Consider the following 18166-nt stretch of genomic DNA (forward strand, 5'->3'; position numbering starts at 1 on the left):
GGATCGGATTCGCGGGCGTTCGGCGCGATTCGTTCTTCTTCGCGCCATTGTCGCCGCGAACGGTACATTCTGCCGACCGCGAGTCTCGCCATCATTGACGGACGCGAAAGACGCCGGCGACCGTGCTAGTCCCAGCAATTGCGAAATGCCACGGCGGCGATAACCGGCACCGTGACGACAAGCGGGATGGCGAACACCGGCGTGTCGTTCAGAATCAGATAGGCAAGCCCCGCAGCCAGGACCCCGAGGCCGACCAGAACGGTCAGCAGGTTCAGGACGAGGTTGGACGGACGCTTGCGGGCCCGCTTTTCCGTGGGTTCAGGTTTCATCGCTTGCTCCATGTGATGCACGCGCGCCCGCAGCGCTGACCGGCTTCTTGATTTTGGCGTGGGCGGGCGATACTCGCACCCCCCACAGCAAATTCTACCCTTCAGACCGGCACGCGAGGCACACGCAGCAGGCGGCTGCCGACAAATCAGTTTGCGTAAGCTTCTGGAAAGAAATTGGCGGTTCCACCCTCCCGGCGATCACGCGCCGAGCAATACGCCGGTGCGCACGGGCCGCGTCCCGGTGACGCGGCCCAGCGGCGCGCCGGTCGTCACAAAACGGATCGCGCGCCGCATATAAAGCACGCCGTCGGTGTGGCTCTCGACGGTCGTCGTTTCGTCGGTGAGCGGGTCGATGATGTCGAAGAGCGGATCGCCTGCGCGGATGGTGTCGCCGATCTTCGCGCGATGCACGAGGATCCCGCTTGCCGGCGCGTAGAACTGCTCGCTGCCCGCGAGCGGCGTCGCCGGCATGGGCAATGCCGGCTGCGGCTTCGCGTCGCCTTTGATCGCTTCGCGCCAGATCAGGTAATCGATGATCGCGTCCGCATCCTGTTGGGCAATCTCATACGACACGTCGCGCTGGCCACGGCATTCGACCGTCACCGCGAGCGTGCCGATGGGGACGGGCCTGTCCGCGGGCAGATCCGCCTGAAGGTGCCACCAGAGCAGGCTATGCGTCTCGTCGAACGCCTGGCCGCCGGAGTTGGTCGCGAGCAGCGACGCCTCGGAGCCGAGATAGCGCGCAAGCGGTTCGATCTGTGGCCACGCGGCTTCGCTGGTGTACACGTGCATCACGGCTTCCAGCGAACAGTGCAGATCAATGACGAGATCGGCATCGAACGACAGCTTCAGCAACGCCAGTTGCAACGACTCGAATTCGGTCAGCGGCTTCTGCTGTTCAAGTTCGTCGCGAACCAGTTGCCGGACGATCTGCTGGTTCTCGAGCGGATCGGCGCCCAGCGCTTCCTTCGCGCGTTCGACGAGCGAAGTGAAAGGCAGGAAATGACGGTTGAAGTTGCGTCCGCTGGCGAGGTCGAAGCGTCCCACGAACTGGCCCATGACGTACTGTCCGAGGCCGACCGGGTTGGCGACCGGCACGAGTACGATGCTGGCCGCCAGTGCCCCTTCGGCTTCGAGCGCGAGGAGGCGCCGTTTCAGCATGACGCTCGTCAGCATCGCGGGCGTTTCGTCGGCATGCAACGACGACTGGATATAGATCTTTTGCCTGGTGTCCGACGGACCGAAATGGAAGCTCGTCAATTCGCGGCGGGTGCCGATGGCGGGCGACAGGAGCGGGGCGTTTTGCGTGTACATGGGCGTGTGAGATAGAGAGGGGATTCGGCCCCATGCTACGGCGCGTTGGCGATCCGGAGAAGTGCGCAGCGGTCTATCATGATCATTTTTACTGATCGCAAAAAAACAGACATGTCTCTGACGATCTCCCAGTTGCGCGTATTTACCGCGGTCGCCGAGCACGGCAGCATCCGCGCCGCGTCGCGAGCGCTTGGGACGGCGCAAAGCGGTATCACGCAGCAACTCCAGAACCTTGAGTTGATGCTGGGCGCCACGCTTTTTACGCGCACCAATCGCGGCGTGGCGCTGACTGCGCTTGGCCAGCGCCTGCTGCAGCGCGCTGGCGCGATTCTCGGGGAATGCGGGCGGGCGGAGCAGGAGGTTCAGCAGTTGCGCGGAGAGTATGCGGGCGAGGTGTCGTTCGGCATGACGACCGAGCCGCTGATCGATGCGCTCGCGCCCGTGTTGACCGAATTCCGCTCGCGTTTCGAGCGGGTTTCGGTGCACCTGAGAACAGGCACGTCGCGGATGATGATCGCGTGGATACGCGACGGCACGCTCGACTTCGCTGTCGCGCTGGTATCGAAGGACACGGACACGACCGACCTTTCGGTGATGACCCTCTATCCGTCCGACCCGGTGGTGGTCTGCCGTCGCGGACATCCGAAAGCAGGCGCGAAGTCGCTCGAAGAACTGGCGGACTGCACGTGGATTGCGACGCGCTCGCCGAACCTGACCGGCGACACGTCATCGAACCGGCTGCTCAGCTTCTTTGAAGGCCATGGGTTGCCGCCGCCCAGAATCATTGCGACGGTCGAAGGCCTGTTCGAAGCGCTGCACCTCGTCGGGGAAACGGATTGCCTTTCGCTGGAGTCGTCGATCGTGACGCAACGCGGGCCGTTTGCCGGCGCGCTGAAGTCGATTCCGCTTCGCGAGCGGCCCACGCAGCACAACGTCTGCCTGCTGCAGCGCGCCGCGATTCCCGTGACGCCTGCGGCACAGGAACTGGCCACGATGATCGCGTCCTACACGCGCACGGTGCGTGCGCGTGCCGGGTAGTGCGTGCCCGGTAGTGGGCGATCGCGTTGCGACGGCGGGGTTGTCCGATCGCGCCGGGCGTGTGCGGGGGTGAAAGCGGATTGTCGGGGCACCTCGGGCGATGTCGATGGCGGCAGGGCGCGCGAATTCGTCAGTCGAGATCCTCGCCACGTCATCCCCGAAATCGATCCATCACGAAAGTGGCATATGCTATTCTCGCTGCCCGGAGACGGTGCACACCCGCCATTGAATTTGAAAACCGACCAGCCGAAGCGCGCTCGATGCTGATCCGCCATATTTTCAGACGCCTGCTGCCTTGGCTCGTCTCGCCATGGTTTGTGATCGCTGGCGGCGTGCTCATGGCGCTGACTATGCTTGTGGTGTGCGCGGTGCTGTTGTACGACGGTCGTGAAGACGCGCTCGCGCTTGCCAATGAGTCGTCACTCAACACGCTGCTGGTGGTCGAGCGCGATATCGCGCGTAACGTCGAACTTTATGATCTTTCGCTGCAGGCCGTCGTCGATGGTGTGGGCGACCCTGAAGTCATGGCGCTGCCGCGCGCGCTGCGCGATTCGGTGCTGTTCGAACGTGCCGCCACCGCCAAGGACCTGGGTTCCATGCTCGTACTGGACAGCGCCGGCAACGTGATGATCGATTCCGGCTCGGCTACCCCGCGTCAGGCCAATTTTGCGGACAGGAGCTATTTCACCGTACATCGGGACAACCCCAATGCCGGTCTTTATCTGAGCCCACCTTTCCGGTCGCGGCTGCGCGGCGGCGATCCGAGTATCGCGCTCAGCCGGCGCATCAACAAGCCTGATGGATCGTTTGGCGGCATTGTGTTGGGCACGTTTCGGCTCGAGTACTTTCACAGGCTGCTGGCGGGGCTGCAACTCGGGCCGAATGGCACGATGGCGCTCATTCATACGAATGGACAGTTGATCATGCGTTCGCCCGACGATCAACGCGTGGTCGGACGGGACCTCAGCGGCACGAGGCTTTTTCTACGGATGAACCTGCAGCCCGAGGGCCGGTTCAGCGACGAGTCCCCGATCGACGGTATCCGCCGCGTCTACACGTTCAGGCACCTGCCGGGCCTGCCGCTGATCATGGAAGTCGCGCCAGCCGAGATGGATATCTATGCGGCGTGGCGGGTGCGGGCCATCAGAATGGCGATCCTGATAACGGTATTCGGCCTGATCGTCGTCGGCCTTGCGGTGCTGCTGGCTTATTCACTGGCGAAGAAAGCGCAGGCGGAACGGATGCTGACGATGCTGTCGAGAATCGACAGTCTCACGGGGCTGTACAACCGCCGCTCACTGGACGACCTGCTGAAGCGCGAATGGCAGCGCGCGAAGCGCTCGGGCGAAGCGCTGTCGATCCTGTTTGTCGACATCGATCATTTCAAGGCTTACAACGACGGGTACGGTCACCAGGCCGGCGACGACGCGCTCGCCTGCGTGGCGCGCTGCATCTCAGGGAATCTCCGCCGTCCTGGCGACAGTGCCGCCCGCTACGGCGGCGAGGAATTCGTGATCGTGCTGCCCGCCACCCTGGGGCCCGGCGCGTTCAACGTCGCAGAGACGATTCGCGACGAAGTGTTCAGTCTTGGGATCGAACACGCCGGGAGCGAGCAGGGACGCATCACGGTGAGCATCGGTGTCGCGACGTGGCAAGGGAAAAAGTCGAACACGGTGGAGTCGGTCGTGAAGGCCGCCGACGAAGCGCTTTACTCCGCCAAGGCGGCGGGACGCAACAGCGTCTTCGCGACCATTCTCGCCTGAGCGCCTCGTGTCACATCTCACGCCTCACGTCGCAGGCCGCAAGCCGTCATACCTCGCCACTCCCGCAGGCATCCTCAGCTGTCGACGAGCGAACTGAGGTTGCTGCGCACCCTTTGCAGCAAGGCGATCAACTGTTGCGTTTCCTCGTCGCTGAAACCCTCGAGCGCTTCGGCGGCGACCTCGTCGCCTACGCGTCGGGCCCGGCCGAGTGTCTGCTCCGCTTTTTCGGTCATCCGGATGTGCCTTTCGCGGCGATCCTGCGGGTTCATCGAGCGCTCGATCCACCCACCTTCTTCCATGCGGTCGAGCAGGCGGCCGGCCGAAATCGGCGCGACTTCGAGCAGATCGGCAAGACGCGCCTGATTGACGTCGCCGTAGTGCGACAGATACGCAAGTGCGCGGCACTGGGCACGCGTGAGATCGAGTGACGACTTCGCCAGATCGTCGAAGCGCTTGCCGCACAGGCGCCCTACGTCCGACACCAGAAAGCCGAAGCGCTGTTCAAGATGGGTTTTCATCCGGCGATTATACGAAAGCCCGACGCGGAAGGTGGGCGGCAACGGCAGCCCCGCGAAGCGACGGCATGGGATCTCGACTCTACCAATTGCGCGTTGAACCGTTATCGATATAATAAGCATGCTTACTATTTGGAATAGCCCGGTGATCCACCCCAATGTCATCTAAATCAGGTTCGGAAAGCGCTGCTGTTCCGCTCAACCGGTCCATGATCACCATCTCGATCATGCTGGCGACGCTGATCCAGACGCTCGACAGCACGATCGCCAACGTTGCGCTGCCGCACATGCAGGGCGCGTTGTCCGCGTCGCAGGACGAGATCACGTGGGTGCTGACGTCGTACATCGTGGCCGCGGCCATCGCGACGCCGCTGACGGGCTGGCTGTCCGACCGGCTGAGCGTCAAGCGTCTGCTGGCACTGGCGATTGCCGGATTCACGCTTGCGTCGGCGCTATGCGGGCTGTCGGAAACACTGACCCAGATCGTCGCGTCGCGGCTGCTGCAAGGCATTTTTGGGGCGTCGCTGGTGCCTTTGTCGCAATCGATCCTGCTCGACATCAATCCGCACGAGAAGCAGGGGCAGGCGATGGCCGTGTGGGGCATGGGCGTGATGGTCGGGCCGATTCTCGGGCCGACGCTTGGCGGCTGGCTGACCGACAGTTACAACTGGCGCTGGGTTTTCTTCATCAACGTGCCGATCGGCGCCTTTGCGCTATTTGGCGTGCTGACATTCCTGCCCGCGAGACCGGCGAAACATGACGCGAAGTTCGACCTGTTCGGTTTTCTGACACTGAGTCTCGCCATCGGCGCGTTGCAGGCGATGCTCGATCGCGGCGAGCAGCTCGACTGGTTCAACTCACTCGAAATCCGCATCGAGGCGCTGGTGGCGGCGCTGAGCTTTGCGTTCTTTCTGGTCCATACGGCGACCGCTGGCGCCCGCTCCTTCTTCCGCTATGAGTTGCTGAAGGACCGCAATTTCGCTACCGGAACCTGCTTCATCTTCGTGATCGGGGCGGTGATGTACGCCACGCGCGCGCTGTTGCCGCCGATGCTGCAGACCCTGATGAACTATCCCGTCGCGACAACCGGGCTCGTGACTGCGCCGAGCGGCGCCGGCACGATGATCGCGATGCTGTTCGCCGGCCGCCTGCTGAAATATGTGGACGCGCGCGTGCTGCTGCTGTCCGGCTTCCTGATTTCCGCCTTCGCGCTCTGGCAGATGATGCAGTACACGATCGTGCTGTCGGCGTCCGATATCATCTGGCCAGGCGTGATTCAAGGCTTCGGGCTGGGTCTCGTGTTCGTGCCGCTGAGTACGCTGACGTTTTCCACGCTGGTTCCGCAACTGCGCGCGGATGGCACGGCAACGTACAGCCTCGCGCGCAATATCGGCAGCAGTATCGGCATTTCGATCGTGCAGACGCTGATCACGCGCAATACGCAGATCGCTCACGCGGATCTCGCGGCGAACGTCACGCCGTTCAATCCCGCCATTCAACCTATGCTTGCCAGCGGCTCGAACTACGATCTCGCGGTGTTGAACCAGTCGATCACACAGCAGGCATCGATGATTGCCTACCTGAACGACTTCAAGCTGATGTTCGTGGCGACACTGCTGGTCGTTCCGCTGATTCTGCTGATCCGGCCAGCGAAAGCCCAGCCGACGTCGATCGCTCACGCGGCGATGGATTGAGCCTGAGCCTCGACGTGGCGTGCGAGGCCGGTCTGGCATGCCCGCAACGCAGTTCGCGCGGGCGTTTTTCAGTCACTGTACAATCGTTCGGCTAATTCAGGCGTGAGGCGTCGTCGGATGAGACACCTCGACGATGCTGTTCGCACGCTATCGACGCAACAGCGTCGCGACGGACCAGCGCGCCGCCGTCGAATCGTTCGAAGCCAGGAGACGACATGTTTGACCTCACTACATTGGGCGCTTTCGTCGCGGTGGTGCTCGGTCTGTTCCTGATTCCCGGGCCTGCCGTGCTGCTCGTTCTGACCCGCACCGTGCAGGGCGGACGCAAGACCGGCATACTCACTGGCCTTGGCATTGCGAGCGGCGATTTCGTTCATACGCTATGCGCCGCCGTGGGTCTGTCCGCCCTGTTGATGACGTCCGCACTCGCATTCAACGTCGTGAAGGTGGTGGGGGCGGCTTATCTCGTGTATCTCGGCATTCGCGCGCTGATGGAGAAACCCTCCGGCCCGGCGCAGCCTGAAGGCGCCTCATCGAAGGCAACCCAGCCGAAGGTGGCTGCCGTTACGCCTGCCAAAGCGTTCTTTCAGGCCATTCCCGCCGAAGTGCTGAACCCCAAGACCGCGTTGTTCTTCCTCGCTTTTCTCCCTCAATTCGTGCATCCCGAGCACGGTTCGTCTTTCCTGCAATTCGCGGTGCTCGGGCTGATTTTCGTCGGACTGAGCGCGGCGTATACGACGCTCATCGCGTTGACCATCCGCCCGCTCGGCAGGCTGGTCAAGCGGCTGTCGTGGCTCAGCCGCTGGCAGGGCAAGATCGTTGGCACGATTTTCATTTCGCTCGGGCTGAAAGTCGCCACCCAGCATCGATAAGCGCGCGGCCGTTCGCTGCGCCGTCAGCCCTCCAGTTCACCTGCCTTCACGCAGGGCCGGCCATCATCAATTGCCACGACACGCCGAAGCGGTCGTTGAACCATGCGTAGCGCCTGCTGAACGGATAGGTGTCGAGCGGCATCAGCAGTTGTCCGTTTGCCGACAGTCTGGCAAAGAGCGCGTCGACTTCGCCAGCGCTCTCGCACGTTACGTGGAGCGACATCGCGGGCGTGAATGTGAAGCCGTGCTTGACCACGCTATCGATGCACATGAAGCGTTGTCCGAAGAGCGAAAACACGGCATGGCGTACCTTGCCTTCCGGGCCGTCTTCGCCCGCGCCGTAGTGCGAAATGCTTTCGATAGCCGAGTCCGGAAACACGGAGAGATAGAAGTCCAGTGCTTCCTGCGCGTTACCGTTGAACATCAGAAACGGGGTGACCTTTTGCATCGTCGTGAATTCCGGGTGTCAGTGCGCGCGGCGAGCGACGGATACTACGCCACTACGCCCACGCGATAGCATGTCACCTGCCGGTATGTCTCGCCGGGGCGCAAAACGACCCGCTCGCGATCGTCCATGTTGATCTGGTTGGGAAACGCACTGGCTTCGAGACACAGCCCCGCATGCCGGCGATAGACGGCACCATTGCGGCCGGCGATTCCTTCGAGGTAGTTGCCCGTATAGAACTGCAAGCCGCGCTCGTTGGTCGATACGGTCAGTTCGCGCCCGCTGCCCGGATCATAGGCACGCGCGACCTGACGCACTGGGCGCAACACCGTATCGGCCGCTGCGGCGGGATCGCGCAGCACATAGCAGTGGTCGAATCCGCCCGCACGTGCAAGCTGTTCATGCGGCCAGTCGAGCCTGGCTCCAAGGGGCGCGCTCTGGCGAAAATCGAATGCATTGCCCGCCACTTCCGCGCGACGGCACGGAATCAGGCCCGCGTCGACTTCGAAGAACGCGTCGGCGTCGATGGTCATGACGTGGCCGCGAATGTCCGTATCCGTCTGGCCCGTCAGGTTGAAGTAGGGATGACTTGTCAGGTTGAGCGGTGTCGGGGCATCGGACACGGCTTCGTAATCGAGCGTCAGCGTGCCGTCGTCGTCGAGCGTGTAGCGTACCTGTACAGTCACGTTGCCGGGAAAGCCCGCATCGCCTTCCGGCGATTCGAGCCGCATGACGAGCGTGCCGTTGTCTTCGCTGGCTTCCCAGATCGCGCGGTGAAAACCCGCCGCGCCGCCGTGCAGCAGATTGTCGCCTTCGTTGCGGTCGAGCGTGTATTCGATGCCGTCCAGCACAAAGTGCGCGTTCGCAATGCGGTTTGCCCAGCGGCCGATCAGCCCGCCCATGTAGGTCGTGCCCGTGAAGTAGTCGGCGGGTTTGTCGTGGCCGAGCAGGATGTCGTCGAGGCGGCCGGCGCGGTCGGGCGTATGCCACGAGACGAGCGTCGCGCCGAGGTCGCTGATGGCCACTTTCATGCCGTGCGTATTACGCAGCGTGAACAGGCGGGCGGGGTCGCCGCTCGGCAATGCGCCCCACGAATCGGAGGAAAGACGTGCGGTACTGATCATGTCGTCGGAAAGTAAGAAGGTGATGAGGATTCAACCCGGCGCAGCCGACGACTTCGCGCGCTCCTGATACTCGCGCGGCGTGCAGCCGAGTTCGCGACGAAATACCGCGTACATGTATTGCAGCGACGTGAACCCGCAGCGGATCGCCACTTCCGCGCTCGACGCATCGCGCTTCTCGAGCATCGCCTTCGCCGCATCGAGCTTGTGACGCAGGATCTCCTGATGCACGGTGCACTGCAACTCGCGGCGGAAGTACTCTTCGAGCGACGAACGCGAGACGCCCACATAATCCGCGACCTGTTCCGTGCGGATGCCCTGGCACGCGTACTGGCGGATAAAGTGCCGCGCCCGCATCACATAGGGGCTCGCCAGCGGTTGGTGCTTCGTCGATGCCAGCACGTTGATGCCGACGGGCGGCACGAGAATGCGTCGCCCGGGAAAACGCGCGCCGTGCAGCATCTGGTGCAAAAGGTGCGCCGCAGTGCGGCCCATTTCCTCCGTGCCCTGTATCACTGACGAAAGGGGAATGCGCGTCAGCGTGCGCGTCAACGGATCGTTGTCGATGCCGATGATCGCGACTTCCTCCGGCACCGGAATGCCGGCCATCAGGCACGCCTGCAGCAGATGCCGCGCGCGGGCGTCGGTCACGGCGATGATTCCCACCGGCTTCGGCAGATCCTTCAGCCAGGCGGCCAGCTGCTCGATCGCCTGATTCCACTCCGGCGCGCTGGTCGGCAGGCCGCGATGGATGTCGACGTCGAGTCCTTCCGCCTCGAGCAGATGCCGGAACGCCAGTTCCCGCTGTTGTGCCCAGCGGTTTTCGGGCGCTTCGGGCAGGCTGTAGAACGCGAAGCGCTGCAGGCCGGCGCCGATCAGATGGGTGAACGCAAGCGACACGAGCTTCGCGTTGTCGGTCGCTATGTAGGGGAGGCCCGGCGGATACTGCGCCGGGTCTTCATATGATGAACCCACGGCCACCACCGGCAACGCGAAGTTGCTCAACGCTTCGCAAACGGCAGGATCGTCGAAGTCAGCGATGATGCCGTCCCCGTCGAAACGCTCGATGCCCGCGAGGCGGCAGCGGAAGTCCTCTTCGAGAAAGAGATCCCACGCGACGCGGGTCGACAGCAGGTAATTGCCGATGCCCGTGATGATCTCGCGGTCATACACCTTGTTCGCGTTGAACAGCAGGGCAATACGATGGGTCTTCTGGGGCGCCTGGGCTCGAGTCATCGCAAGGGAGGGTGCGGCGGCACTCAGATGCCGGCGGACCATCGTCTCCTGTTGTGCGCAGCAGCCAGCGCCGCGCCGGTTTTAAGTGTCCGGTTATTTTAGGCCCGGAAACCCGCGGCAGGGCAACCGATTCGCGCCACTGGCGAGAAACATCACACAGCCTGCGCAATTTCGCAATTGCCGGTATATGCCGCGTGCTGGCAGCATGGCTTTACCTTGCCGCACAGGCTTTCCGCGACGCTCGATCTGGTTGCGGCGCAACATAAAAACTGGAGACGTTATGTCCTTTTTCGAACACATCCCCGCGATCCGCTACGAAGGTCCACAGTCGGACAATCCGCTCGCCTACCGCCACTATGACAGACAGAAGCGCGTGCTCGGCAAGACGATGGAAGAGCATCTGCGGATCGCCGCATGCTACTGGCACACGTTTGTCTGGCCGGGCACCGATATTTTCGGGCAAGGGACGTTTCACCGTCCGTGGCATCAGCCGGGCGACGCCATGGAGCGTGCCCAACTAAAGGCCGATGCCGCCTTCGAGTTTTTCACGAAGCTCGGCGTGCCGTACTACACCTTTCACGATACCGATGTCGCGCCCGAAGGCACGAGCATCAAGCAGTACGTCGAGAATTTCTCGCGCATGAGCGACTACCTCGCGCGCAAGCAGCAGGACACCGGCATGAAGCTGCTGTGGGGTACGGCGAACCTGTTTTCGAATCCGCGCTACGCGGCAGGCGCGGCGACCAGCCCGAACCCGGAAGTCTTTGCCTTTGCCGCGACCCAGGTGTGTCACGCGCTGGACGCGACGCTCAAGCTCGGCGGCGACAACTACGTGCTGTGGGGCGGTCGCGAAGGCTACGACACGCTGCTCAACACGGATCTCGTGCGTGAGCGCGACCAGTTTGCCCGCTTCCTGAACATGGTGATCGAGCACAAGCACCGCATCGGTTTCAAGGGCACGCTCCTCATCGAACCGAAGCCGCAGGAGCCGACCAAGCATCAATACGATTACGACGTGGCCACCGTACACGGCTTTCTGACGCAATACGGCTTGCAGAACGAGATTCGCGTGAACATCGAAGCCAACCACGCGACGCTTGCCGGTCATTCGTTCCATCACGAAATCGCGACGGCCTTTGCGCTTGGCGTCTTCGGCAGCGTCGACGCGAATCGCGGCGACCCGCAGAACGGCTGGGATACCGACCAGTTTCCGAACAGCGTCGAAGAAATGACGCTGGCGTTCTACGAGATCCTGCGTCATGGCGGATTCACGACGGGCGGCATGAACTTCGATGCGAAGGTGCGGCGCCAGAGCGTGGACGCGGAAGACCTGTTCTACGGACACGTCGGCGCGATCGATATCCTCGCGCTCGGACTGGAGCGCGCGGCGGCGCTGGTCGAGAACGATCGCCTGGAGCAGTTCCGTCAGCAGCGCTATGCGGGCTGGGATACGGAGTTCGGCCGCAAGATCCTGTCGGGTGGCTATTCGCTGGCGACATTGGCGACGGACGCGGTTGCCCGCGGCGTGAATCCGCAGCATGTGAGCGGCCATCAGGAGCGGCTCGAAAACGTCGTGAATCAGGCGATTTACGGACCACGAAAAGACACATGAGGCACCGCTAAAAAACGTTAGTGCGACCCGTCAATTTCGCAATGGAAGGCGGGTCGACAAAGCGCACACTTGCGCGAAAAAAGGATGGAGACACATGTTCATCGGGATCGACCTCGGCACGTCTGGCGTCAAGGCCGTGCTGCTCGACAGGGACGGGCGCGTGCGCTGCACGGCGCAGCGCGCGCTTTCTGTCAGCCGGCCGCATCCGCGCTGGTCCGAGCAGGCGCCGGACGACTGGTGGAACGCCACTTCGGCGGCGATCGAGGACCTGCTTGCCCAGGTCCGCGTCGAGGGTATCGGGGCGGACCGTATCGAAGCGATCGGACTCACCGGCCAGATGCACGGCGCGACGCTGCTCGACGCGCGTGGCGCCGTTTTGAGGCCAGCGATCCTCTGGAATGACGGACGGTCCGATACGGAATGTGCGGAACTCGAAGCTGCAGTGCCGCAACTGCATCAGATTGCCGGGAATCTGGCCATGCCCGGGTTTACCGCACCCAAGCTGCTCTGGGTGCGACGTCACGAGCCCGACGTTTTCGCGCGCATCGCCAGGGTGCTGCTGCCCAAAGACTATCTGCGCTACAGGTTGACCGGCGATTTTGCGACCGATCCATCGGATGCCGCGGGTACCTTGTGGCTGGATGTTGCGAAGCGCGATTACAGCGATGCGCTGCTGGCCGCGTGCGGCCTGTCGCGTGAGCAGATGCCCGATGTGTACGAAGGCAACCGCATTACCGGAACCTTGAGCCCTGCGCTAGCCAGCGAGTGGGGTTTGCGTGAGATTCCGGTCGTGGCAGGTGGAGGGGATAACGCGGCGGGCGCCGTCGGCGTCGGCATCGTCAAGCCGAAACAGGCGATGCTGTCGCTCGGGACCTCGGGCGTCTATTTCGCGGTGTCGGACGGCTTTCTCGCGAATCCGGCGTCGGCAGTGCATAGCTTCTGTCATGCGCTGCCGCAAACCTGGCACCTGATGTCGGTGATGCTCAACGCCGCGGGTTGTATCGACTATTGCGCGCGTCTGACCGGTTACGCCGACGTGACCGCTTTGCTGGCGGATGCCGAAGCGAACGGCGGAAACCGCCGCCCATGGTTCCTGCCGTACCTGACCGGCGAGCGCACGCCGCACAACAACGTCAACGCGAAGGGCGTGTTTTACGGCATGACCCCGGAGACGGCGCGTGCCGATCTCGCGAACGCAACGCTCGAAGGCGTAGGCCTCGCGTTGCTCGATGGCATGGATGCGCTGCACGCTGCAGGACTCGTGCCGGATGAAATTACGGTGATCGGCGGCGGCTCGCGCAGCGCCTGGTGGACGCAGATGCTCGCCGATATCGCCGGTCGCCCCTTGACATTGCGTTCGGGTGGCGAAGTGGGCCCGGCCCTGGGAGCGGCGCGTCTCGCTCATCTTGCCATCGAGCCGGATGCGTCTCTGGATGACGTGTGTCCCACGCCGGAAGTCGTTGCGGTCCGCGAGCCGGATGCGACACGACACGCGTGGTATCGCGACGAACGCCGGCCCACGTTTCATTCGCTCTATCGCGCGCTCGAACCGGTGTTCGCCAGTAGTCCGTAGCGCAATATCAGGCAGCACGACGCTCACGGCCAGCGTAGCCGCGGTGCAACGGGTAGTTCCTGGGTTGTCGTTTGTCCGGCCGCGCGTCTCGCCGCGTGCGCCATTAATTCAGCATGACCAGATCATAACGAGGAGTGAGACATGAAATTCGCTACACGTCGTTCCGTACTCAGTTCGCTTTTGTGCGGAGCAGTACTCGCCAGCCTGTCGCTTGCCGCGCCACTCGCGCATGCGAGCAAGGACAATCCTGAAATCGGCTTCTGTATCGACGATCTGCGCGTCGAGCGCTGGTCGCGCGACCGCGACTATTTTGTCGCCGCTGCGCAGAAGCTCGGCGCGAAAGTATCGGTGCAATCGGCCGATGCCAGTGAAGAGCGCCAGATTGCGCAGATCGAAAACCTGATCTCGCGCGGTGTCGACGTGATCGTCATCGTGCCGTTCAACTCGAAGACGCTCGGTAATGTGGTCGCCGAAGCGAAGAAAGCAGGCATCAAGGTCGTGTCATACGACCGGCTGATTCTCGATGCAGATGTCGACGCCTATATCTCGTTCGATAACGAAAAGGTCGGCGAAATGCAGGCGCAGGGCGTGTACGACGTGAAGCCGAAGGGCAACTACTTCCTGCTCGGCGGCGCCCCGACCGACAACAACGCCAAGATGCTGCGCGAAGGCCAGCTAAAAATCCTGAAGCCGGCGATCGACCGCGGCGACATCAAGGTGGTCGGCCAGCAGTGGGTGCCGGAGTGGAGCGCTTCGACGGCGCTGCGCATCATGGAAGACGCCCTGACCGCGAACAACAACAAGATCGACGCCGTGGTTGCCTCGAACGACGGCACGGCTGGCGGCGCGATCCAGGCGCTCGCCGCGCAGAACATGGCGGGCAAGGTGCCTATCTCCGGTCAGGATGCCGACCTTGCAGCCGTCAAGCGCGTGATCGCAGGTACGCAGACGATGACGGTCTACAAGCCGCTGAAGCTGATCGCAGGCGAAGCCGCCAAGCTGGCGGTGGATCTTGCGAAGGGCACGAAACCGGCGTTCAACGCGCAATATGACAACGGCAAGAAGAAGGTCGACACCGTGCTGCTGGAACCGACCAAGCTGACGAAGAGCAATATCGACCTTGTCGTGAAGGACGGCTTCTATACCCAGTCGCAACTCGCGAGCCAATAAACGGAAGGCGTGCGCGGTTTCGCTCGCATGTTCGCATGGCCACGTGGTTAGCGTGGCTAGCATGCTCATGTAGGGGAAACCGCGCATTTTGCAGCGAGGCAGACGCGAATGGCGCAACCATTGCTGACGATGCGTGGCATCGTCAAATCGTTTTCCGGCGTGAAAGCGCTCGACGGCATCGACCTTGCCGTATCGCCTGGCGAATGCGTCGGGCTATGCGGCGAGAATGGCGCGGGCAAATCGACGCTGATGAAAGTGCTGTCGGGCGTGTATCCGCACGGCACGTGGGACGGCGAAATCCTGTGGGAGGGCAAGCCGCTCAAGGCGGCCAACGTGCGCGACACCGAGCATGCCGGTATCGTCATCATCCACCAGGAGCTGATGCTCGTGCCGGAGCTGTCGGTGGCGGAGAACATCTTTCTCGGCAACGAGATCACGTTGCCCGGCGGGCGCATGAATTACGCGGCGATGTATCGCCGCGCCGATGAACTGCTGCGCGAACTGGGCATAGAAGGCATCAACGTCGCGCAGCCGGTGATGAACTACGGCGGCGGCCATCAGCAACTGATCGAGATCGCCAAGGCGCTGAACAAGCGCGCGAAGCTGTTGCTGCTGGACGAGCCTTCGTCGTCGCTGACGGCTTCCGAAACGCGCATCCTGCTCGACATCGTGCGCGACCTGAAGAAGCGCGGCGTGGCCTGCGTGTACATCTCGCACAAGCTCGACGAGGTCGAAGCCGTGTGCGACACGATCACCGTGATCCGCGACGGCCGGCATGTCGGCACCGAACCGATGCGCGCGCTGACCACTGACCGGATCATCGCGATGATGGTCGGCCGCGAAATCCGCAACCTGTTTCCGCGCGAGCCGCATCCGATAGGCGACGTGATCTTCGAGGCGCACAACGTCACCTGTTTCGACGTCACCAATCCGCGCCGCAAGCGCGTGAACAATGTGTCCTTCGCGTTGCGGCGCGGGGAAATCCTGGGTGTCGCCGGGCTTGTCGGCGCGGGGCGCACGGAACTGATGCAGGCGATCTTCGGCGCGTATCCGGGCACGAGCGTCGCGTCGGTGACACTCGAAGGCAAGCCGCTGAAAATCCGCGCGCCGCTCGACGCCATTCGGGCCGGCATCGCGATGGTGCCCGAAGACCGCAAGCGGCACGGCATCGTTCCGCAACTGGGTGTCGGACACAACATCACGCTGGCGGTGCTGCAACGCTTTGCAAAAGGCGGGCGCATCGACGCCGCGGCGGAACTCGACACCATCCACACGGAGATTCGCCGGCTGTCGATCCGCGCCGCACATCCGATGCTGTCGATATCGAGCCTCTCGGGCGGCAACCAGCAGAAGGCCGTCCTGACGAAGATGCTGTTGACCAACCCGAAGGTGCTGATCCTCGACGAGCCGACACGCGGTGTCGATGTCGGCGCGAAATACGAGATCTACAAGCTGATTTTCCAGCTCGCGCATCGCGGTATCGCGATTGTGATGGTGTCGTCGGAACTGCCTGAAATCCTCGGCATCAGCGACCGCGTGCTGGTGATCGGCGAAGGCGAAGTGCGCGGCGATTTCGTCAACGACGGCGCAACGCTGACCCAGGAACACATTCTCAGTGCCGCGCTGAATGCGGTGAATCCCTCTATGTCCCAACCCGGAGCGAGTGCCGCATGACTCCCGACGTCACTTCCCATAGCCCCGGCGATGCCGGCTCGTCCTCTGCCTATGGCGGTGCGCAGCGTTTTCAGCAACTGTTCGCGCGCTACAAGATTCTTGCGTTGCTGCTCGCCGTTGCGGTCATCTGGGCTTTCTTCTCGTTCCTGACGCATGGCGCGTTCGTCACGCCGCGCAACCTGTCGAACCTGCTGCGGCAGATGTCGATCACCGGCATGCTGGCGTGCGGGATGGTGTTCGTCATCATCTCGGGCGAAATCGATCTGTCCGTGGGGTCGCTACTCGGGCTGCTGGGCGGCGTGGCGGCGATTCTCGACGTGAACCGCCACTGGCCGCTGGTCGCAACCGTGCCCGCGGTGATGCTGTTCGGCGTGCTGGTCGGCATGTTCAACGGCTGGTGGTCGACGTATCGGCGGATACCGTCGTTTATCGTCGGGTTGGGCGGCATGCTCGCTTACCGCGGCATCCTGCTCGGGCTGACCGGCGGCTCGACGATCGCGCCGGTGTCCGACGGGCTGGTGTTCATCGGCCAGGGCTATCTGCCGCGTATTGCCGGCGATACGCTCGCCGTCGTGCTGTTCGCCTTGCTCGCGCTCCTGACGGTGCGCCAGCGGAGCAACCGGCAGCGCTATCAACTGCCGGTCGTGCCGGTCTGGCAGGACGTCGCGAAGATCGTCGGTGCGGGCGCGATCCTGTTTGCGTTCGTGGCGACGCTGGACCGTTACGGCGGCATCCCGGTGCCGGTTCTGCTGCTGCTCGCGCTGCTCGCCATCTTCACGTGGATCGCGACGCAGACCGTGTTCGGCCGGCGCATCTATGCCGTCGGCTCCAACCTGGAAGCGACGCGCCTGTCCGGCGTGAACACCGACCGGGTGAAGCTCGCGATTTTCGCGTTGATGGGGCTGATGTGCGCCTTCGGCGGCATCGTCAACACGGCGCGGCTCGCGGCAGGTTCGCCGTCGGCCGGCTCGATGGGTGAACTCGATGCGATCGCCGCATGCTTCATCGGCGGCACGTCGATGCGCGGCGGTTCAGGCACGGTCTATGGCGCATTGATTGGCGCACTGGTCATGGCGAGCCTCGATAACGGCATGTCGATGCTCGACGTCGACGCGTACTGGCAGATGATCGTCAAAGGGACCATTCTGGTGCTGGCCGTCTGGATCGACGTGGTGTCGGGATCGAACCGGCGATAGCGTCGTGGCGCCATGGCGTGACAACCGGCGTTCGCGATCAATGCCGGACAACGTGGGGCAACGCCGGTCAACCGGGGTTCTAGCCGGCGAGCACATCGGTCGCGACGTGGTTCGCCGGGACGGCGTCGATCAGGATCACGTCGCCGATTGAGTTTTCCATTCGCAGCGGCAGGATCGCCTGATAGGCAGGCGATCGATACCAGTCCTGCGCCGCCTTGCGCTCGGGAAACTCAATGACGATCAGATCGCCGCGCCATTGCCCTTCGAGCCTTTCGTATTGGCCGCCATGAATGATGAACCGGCCGCCAAACGGGGCAAGCGTGGCGTCGATCCGCTCCAGATATTCGACGATGGGCCGGCCCATCGTGACTTCATGCAGATGCGCGATGGCGTAAGTTGACATGGTGGTTCCTCGCTTCGTGGTCGATGCCCGAGGGCAACAGGGATGAGGCGAGGATATCGTCGTGCGCGGCGCAACTCGATTACCTGGGAGGTAATGAAAGGGGTCTGCGCATTTCGTGGTTGATGGCTGATTCTCACGCAGAAGGGAGGTCCATTCGAGCTGAGCGTGAAGCGCCGTGCAGCAAAATCAATCGGAAAACATCCTTTACGGA

General features: G+C 63.0%; 16 protein-coding genes. 9 read left to right on the forward strand and 7 right to left on the reverse strand.

The annotated features are described in order from the left end of the window. Positions 1–125: 125 nt before the first annotated feature. Entirely contained in the window at positions 126–329 is a 204-nt protein-coding gene (locus tag P3T23_RS35255) for a hypothetical protein (RefSeq protein WP_429320681.1), read from the reverse strand. Between the two features lie 198 nt (positions 330–527). Next, positions 528–1643, reverse strand: a complete 1116-nt coding sequence (locus P3T23_RS35260) for a succinylglutamate desuccinylase/aspartoacylase family protein (protein ID WP_429320682.1) — start codon at positions 1641–1643, stop codon at positions 528–530. Between the two features lie 111 nt (positions 1644–1754). Between P3T23_RS35260 and P3T23_RS35265 the strand changes: the two genes are divergently transcribed. Both P3T23_RS35265 and P3T23_RS35270 read left to right on the forward strand, forming a co-directional pair. Beyond that, positions 1755–2681: a LysR substrate-binding domain-containing protein gene (locus tag P3T23_RS35265; protein WP_429320683.1), complete on the forward strand. Its 927-nt coding sequence runs from the start codon at positions 1755–1757 to the stop codon at positions 2679–2681. A 260-nt stretch (positions 2682–2941) separates the two neighbouring features. After that, entirely contained in the window at positions 2942–4444 is a 1503-nt protein-coding gene (locus P3T23_RS35270) for a diguanylate cyclase (RefSeq protein WP_429320684.1), read from the forward strand. Between the two features lie 74 nt (positions 4445–4518). On the opposite strand, the gene P3T23_RS35275 is transcribed toward P3T23_RS35270, so the two are convergent. Beyond that, positions 4519–4962, reverse strand: coding sequence for a MarR family winged helix-turn-helix transcriptional regulator (locus P3T23_RS35275; RefSeq protein ID WP_429320685.1), 444 nt, complete (start codon positions 4960–4962; stop codon positions 4519–4521). A gap of 155 nt (positions 4963–5117) precedes the next feature. On the opposite strand from P3T23_RS35275, the gene P3T23_RS35280 reads away from it, so the two are divergent. Then, on the forward strand, positions 5118–6653 hold the full coding sequence (locus P3T23_RS35280) for a DHA2 family efflux MFS transporter permease subunit (RefSeq protein ID WP_429320686.1): 1536 nt from the start codon (positions 5118–5120) through the stop codon (positions 6651–6653). Between the two features lie 215 nt (positions 6654–6868). After that, positions 6869–7525 carry a LysE family translocator gene (locus P3T23_RS35285; protein WP_429320687.1) on the forward strand — a complete coding sequence of 219 codons (657 nt, stop codon included), beginning with the start codon at positions 6869–6871 and terminating at the stop codon, positions 7523–7525. 46 nt (positions 7526–7571) lie between these two features. Here the strand turns inward: P3T23_RS35285 and P3T23_RS35290 are convergent, their stop codons facing one another. The 3 genes from P3T23_RS35290 to P3T23_RS35300 are packed head-to-tail and all read right to left on the reverse strand — an operon-like array spanning position 7572 to position 10327. Next, the gene (locus P3T23_RS35290; RefSeq protein WP_429320688.1) at positions 7572–7973 is read right to left on the reverse strand and encodes a VOC family protein; all 402 of its coding nucleotides are present in this window, start codon (positions 7971–7973) and stop codon (positions 7572–7574) included. A 44-nt stretch (positions 7974–8017) separates the two neighbouring features. Continuing rightward, positions 8018–9094, reverse strand: coding sequence for an aldose epimerase family protein (locus tag P3T23_RS35295; protein ID WP_429320689.1), 1077 nt, complete (start codon positions 9092–9094; stop codon positions 8018–8020). Between the two features lie 30 nt (positions 9095–9124). Further along, entirely contained in the window at positions 9125–10327 is a 1203-nt protein-coding gene (locus P3T23_RS35300) for a XylR family transcriptional regulator (protein ID WP_429320737.1), read from the reverse strand. 280 nt (positions 10328–10607) lie between these two features. Between P3T23_RS35300 and xylA the strand changes: the two genes are divergently transcribed. The 5 genes from xylA to P3T23_RS35325 all read left to right on the forward strand — a co-directional run bounded on the left by xylA (position 10608) and on the right by P3T23_RS35325 (position 17552). Continuing rightward, positions 10608–11939, forward strand: a complete 1332-nt coding sequence (gene xylA / locus P3T23_RS35305) for a xylose isomerase (RefSeq protein ID WP_429320690.1) — start codon at positions 10608–10610, stop codon at positions 11937–11939. Positions 11940–12033: 94 nt separating this feature from the next. Continuing rightward, on the forward strand, positions 12034–13512 hold the full coding sequence (gene xylB, locus P3T23_RS35310) for a xylulokinase (protein WP_429320691.1): 1479 nt from the start codon (positions 12034–12036) through the stop codon (positions 13510–13512). Between the two features lie 141 nt (positions 13513–13653). After that, positions 13654–14682: a D-xylose ABC transporter substrate-binding protein gene (gene xylF, locus P3T23_RS35315; protein WP_429320692.1), complete on the forward strand. Its 1029-nt coding sequence runs from the start codon at positions 13654–13656 to the stop codon at positions 14680–14682. Positions 14683–14790: 108 nt separating this feature from the next. Then, entirely contained in the window at positions 14791–16356 is a 1566-nt protein-coding gene (gene xylG / locus P3T23_RS35320; protein ID WP_429320693.1) for a D-xylose ABC transporter ATP-binding protein, read from the forward strand. Next, positions 16353–17552 carry a sugar ABC transporter permease gene (locus P3T23_RS35325; protein ID WP_429320694.1) on the forward strand — a complete coding sequence of 400 codons (1200 nt, stop codon included), beginning with the start codon at positions 16353–16355 and terminating at the stop codon, positions 17550–17552. The genes xylG and P3T23_RS35325 overlap by 4 nt, the downstream gene beginning before the upstream one ends. Positions 17553–17631: 79 nt before the next feature. On the opposite strand, the gene P3T23_RS35330 is transcribed toward P3T23_RS35325, so the two are convergent. Then, entirely contained in the window at positions 17632–17955 is a 324-nt protein-coding gene (locus tag P3T23_RS35330; protein ID WP_429320695.1) for a DUF1330 domain-containing protein, read from the reverse strand. Positions 17956–18166 lie beyond the last annotated feature (211 nt).

Source organism: Paraburkholderia sp. GAS448 (genome assembly GCF_050435685.1).
In the GTDB taxonomy this organism is placed as follows: Bacteria; Pseudomonadota; Gammaproteobacteria; order Burkholderiales; family Burkholderiaceae; genus Paraburkholderia.

Bases quoted from the DNA above. Each gene is read 5' to 3' on its own strand.
- P3T23_RS35255 (WP_429320681.1), bottom strand. From the start codon at position 329: ATGAAACCTGAACCCACGGAAAAGCGGGCCCGCAAGCGTCCGTCCAAC.
- P3T23_RS35260 (WP_429320682.1), bottom strand. From the start codon at position 1,643: ATGTACACGCAAAACGCCCCGCTCCTGTCGCCCGCCATCGGCACCCGC.
- P3T23_RS35265 (WP_429320683.1), top strand. From the start codon at position 1,755: ATGTCTCTGACGATCTCCCAGTTGCGCGTATTTACCGCGGTCGCCGAG.
- P3T23_RS35270 (WP_429320684.1), top strand. From the start codon at position 2,942: ATGCTGATCCGCCATATTTTCAGACGCCTGCTGCCTTGGCTCGTCTCG.
- P3T23_RS35275 (WP_429320685.1), bottom strand. From the start codon at position 4,962: ATGAAAACCCATCTTGAACAGCGCTTCGGCTTTCTGGTGTCGGACGTA.
- P3T23_RS35280 (WP_429320686.1), top strand. From the start codon at position 5,118: ATGTCATCTAAATCAGGTTCGGAAAGCGCTGCTGTTCCGCTCAACCGG.
- P3T23_RS35285 (WP_429320687.1), top strand. From the start codon at position 6,869: ATGTTTGACCTCACTACATTGGGCGCTTTCGTCGCGGTGGTGCTCGGT.
- P3T23_RS35290 (WP_429320688.1), bottom strand. From the start codon at position 7,973: ATGCAAAAGGTCACCCCGTTTCTGATGTTCAACGGTAACGCGCAGGAA.
- P3T23_RS35295 (WP_429320689.1), bottom strand. From the start codon at position 9,094: ATGATCAGTACCGCACGTCTTTCCTCCGATTCGTGGGGCGCATTGCCG.
- P3T23_RS35300 (WP_429320737.1), bottom strand. From the start codon at position 10,327: ATGACTCGAGCCCAGGCGCCCCAGAAGACCCATCGTATTGCCCTGCTG.
- xylA (WP_429320690.1), top strand. From the start codon at position 10,608: ATGTCCTTTTTCGAACACATCCCCGCGATCCGCTACGAAGGTCCACAG.
- xylB (WP_429320691.1), top strand. From the start codon at position 12,034: ATGTTCATCGGGATCGACCTCGGCACGTCTGGCGTCAAGGCCGTGCTG.
- xylF (WP_429320692.1), top strand. From the start codon at position 13,654: ATGAAATTCGCTACACGTCGTTCCGTACTCAGTTCGCTTTTGTGCGGA.
- xylG (WP_429320693.1), top strand. From the start codon at position 14,791: ATGGCGCAACCATTGCTGACGATGCGTGGCATCGTCAAATCGTTTTCC.
- P3T23_RS35325 (WP_429320694.1), top strand. From the start codon at position 16,353: ATGACTCCCGACGTCACTTCCCATAGCCCCGGCGATGCCGGCTCGTCC.
- P3T23_RS35330 (WP_429320695.1), bottom strand. From the start codon at position 17,955: ATGTCAACTTACGCCATCGCGCATCTGCATGAAGTCACGATGGGCCGG.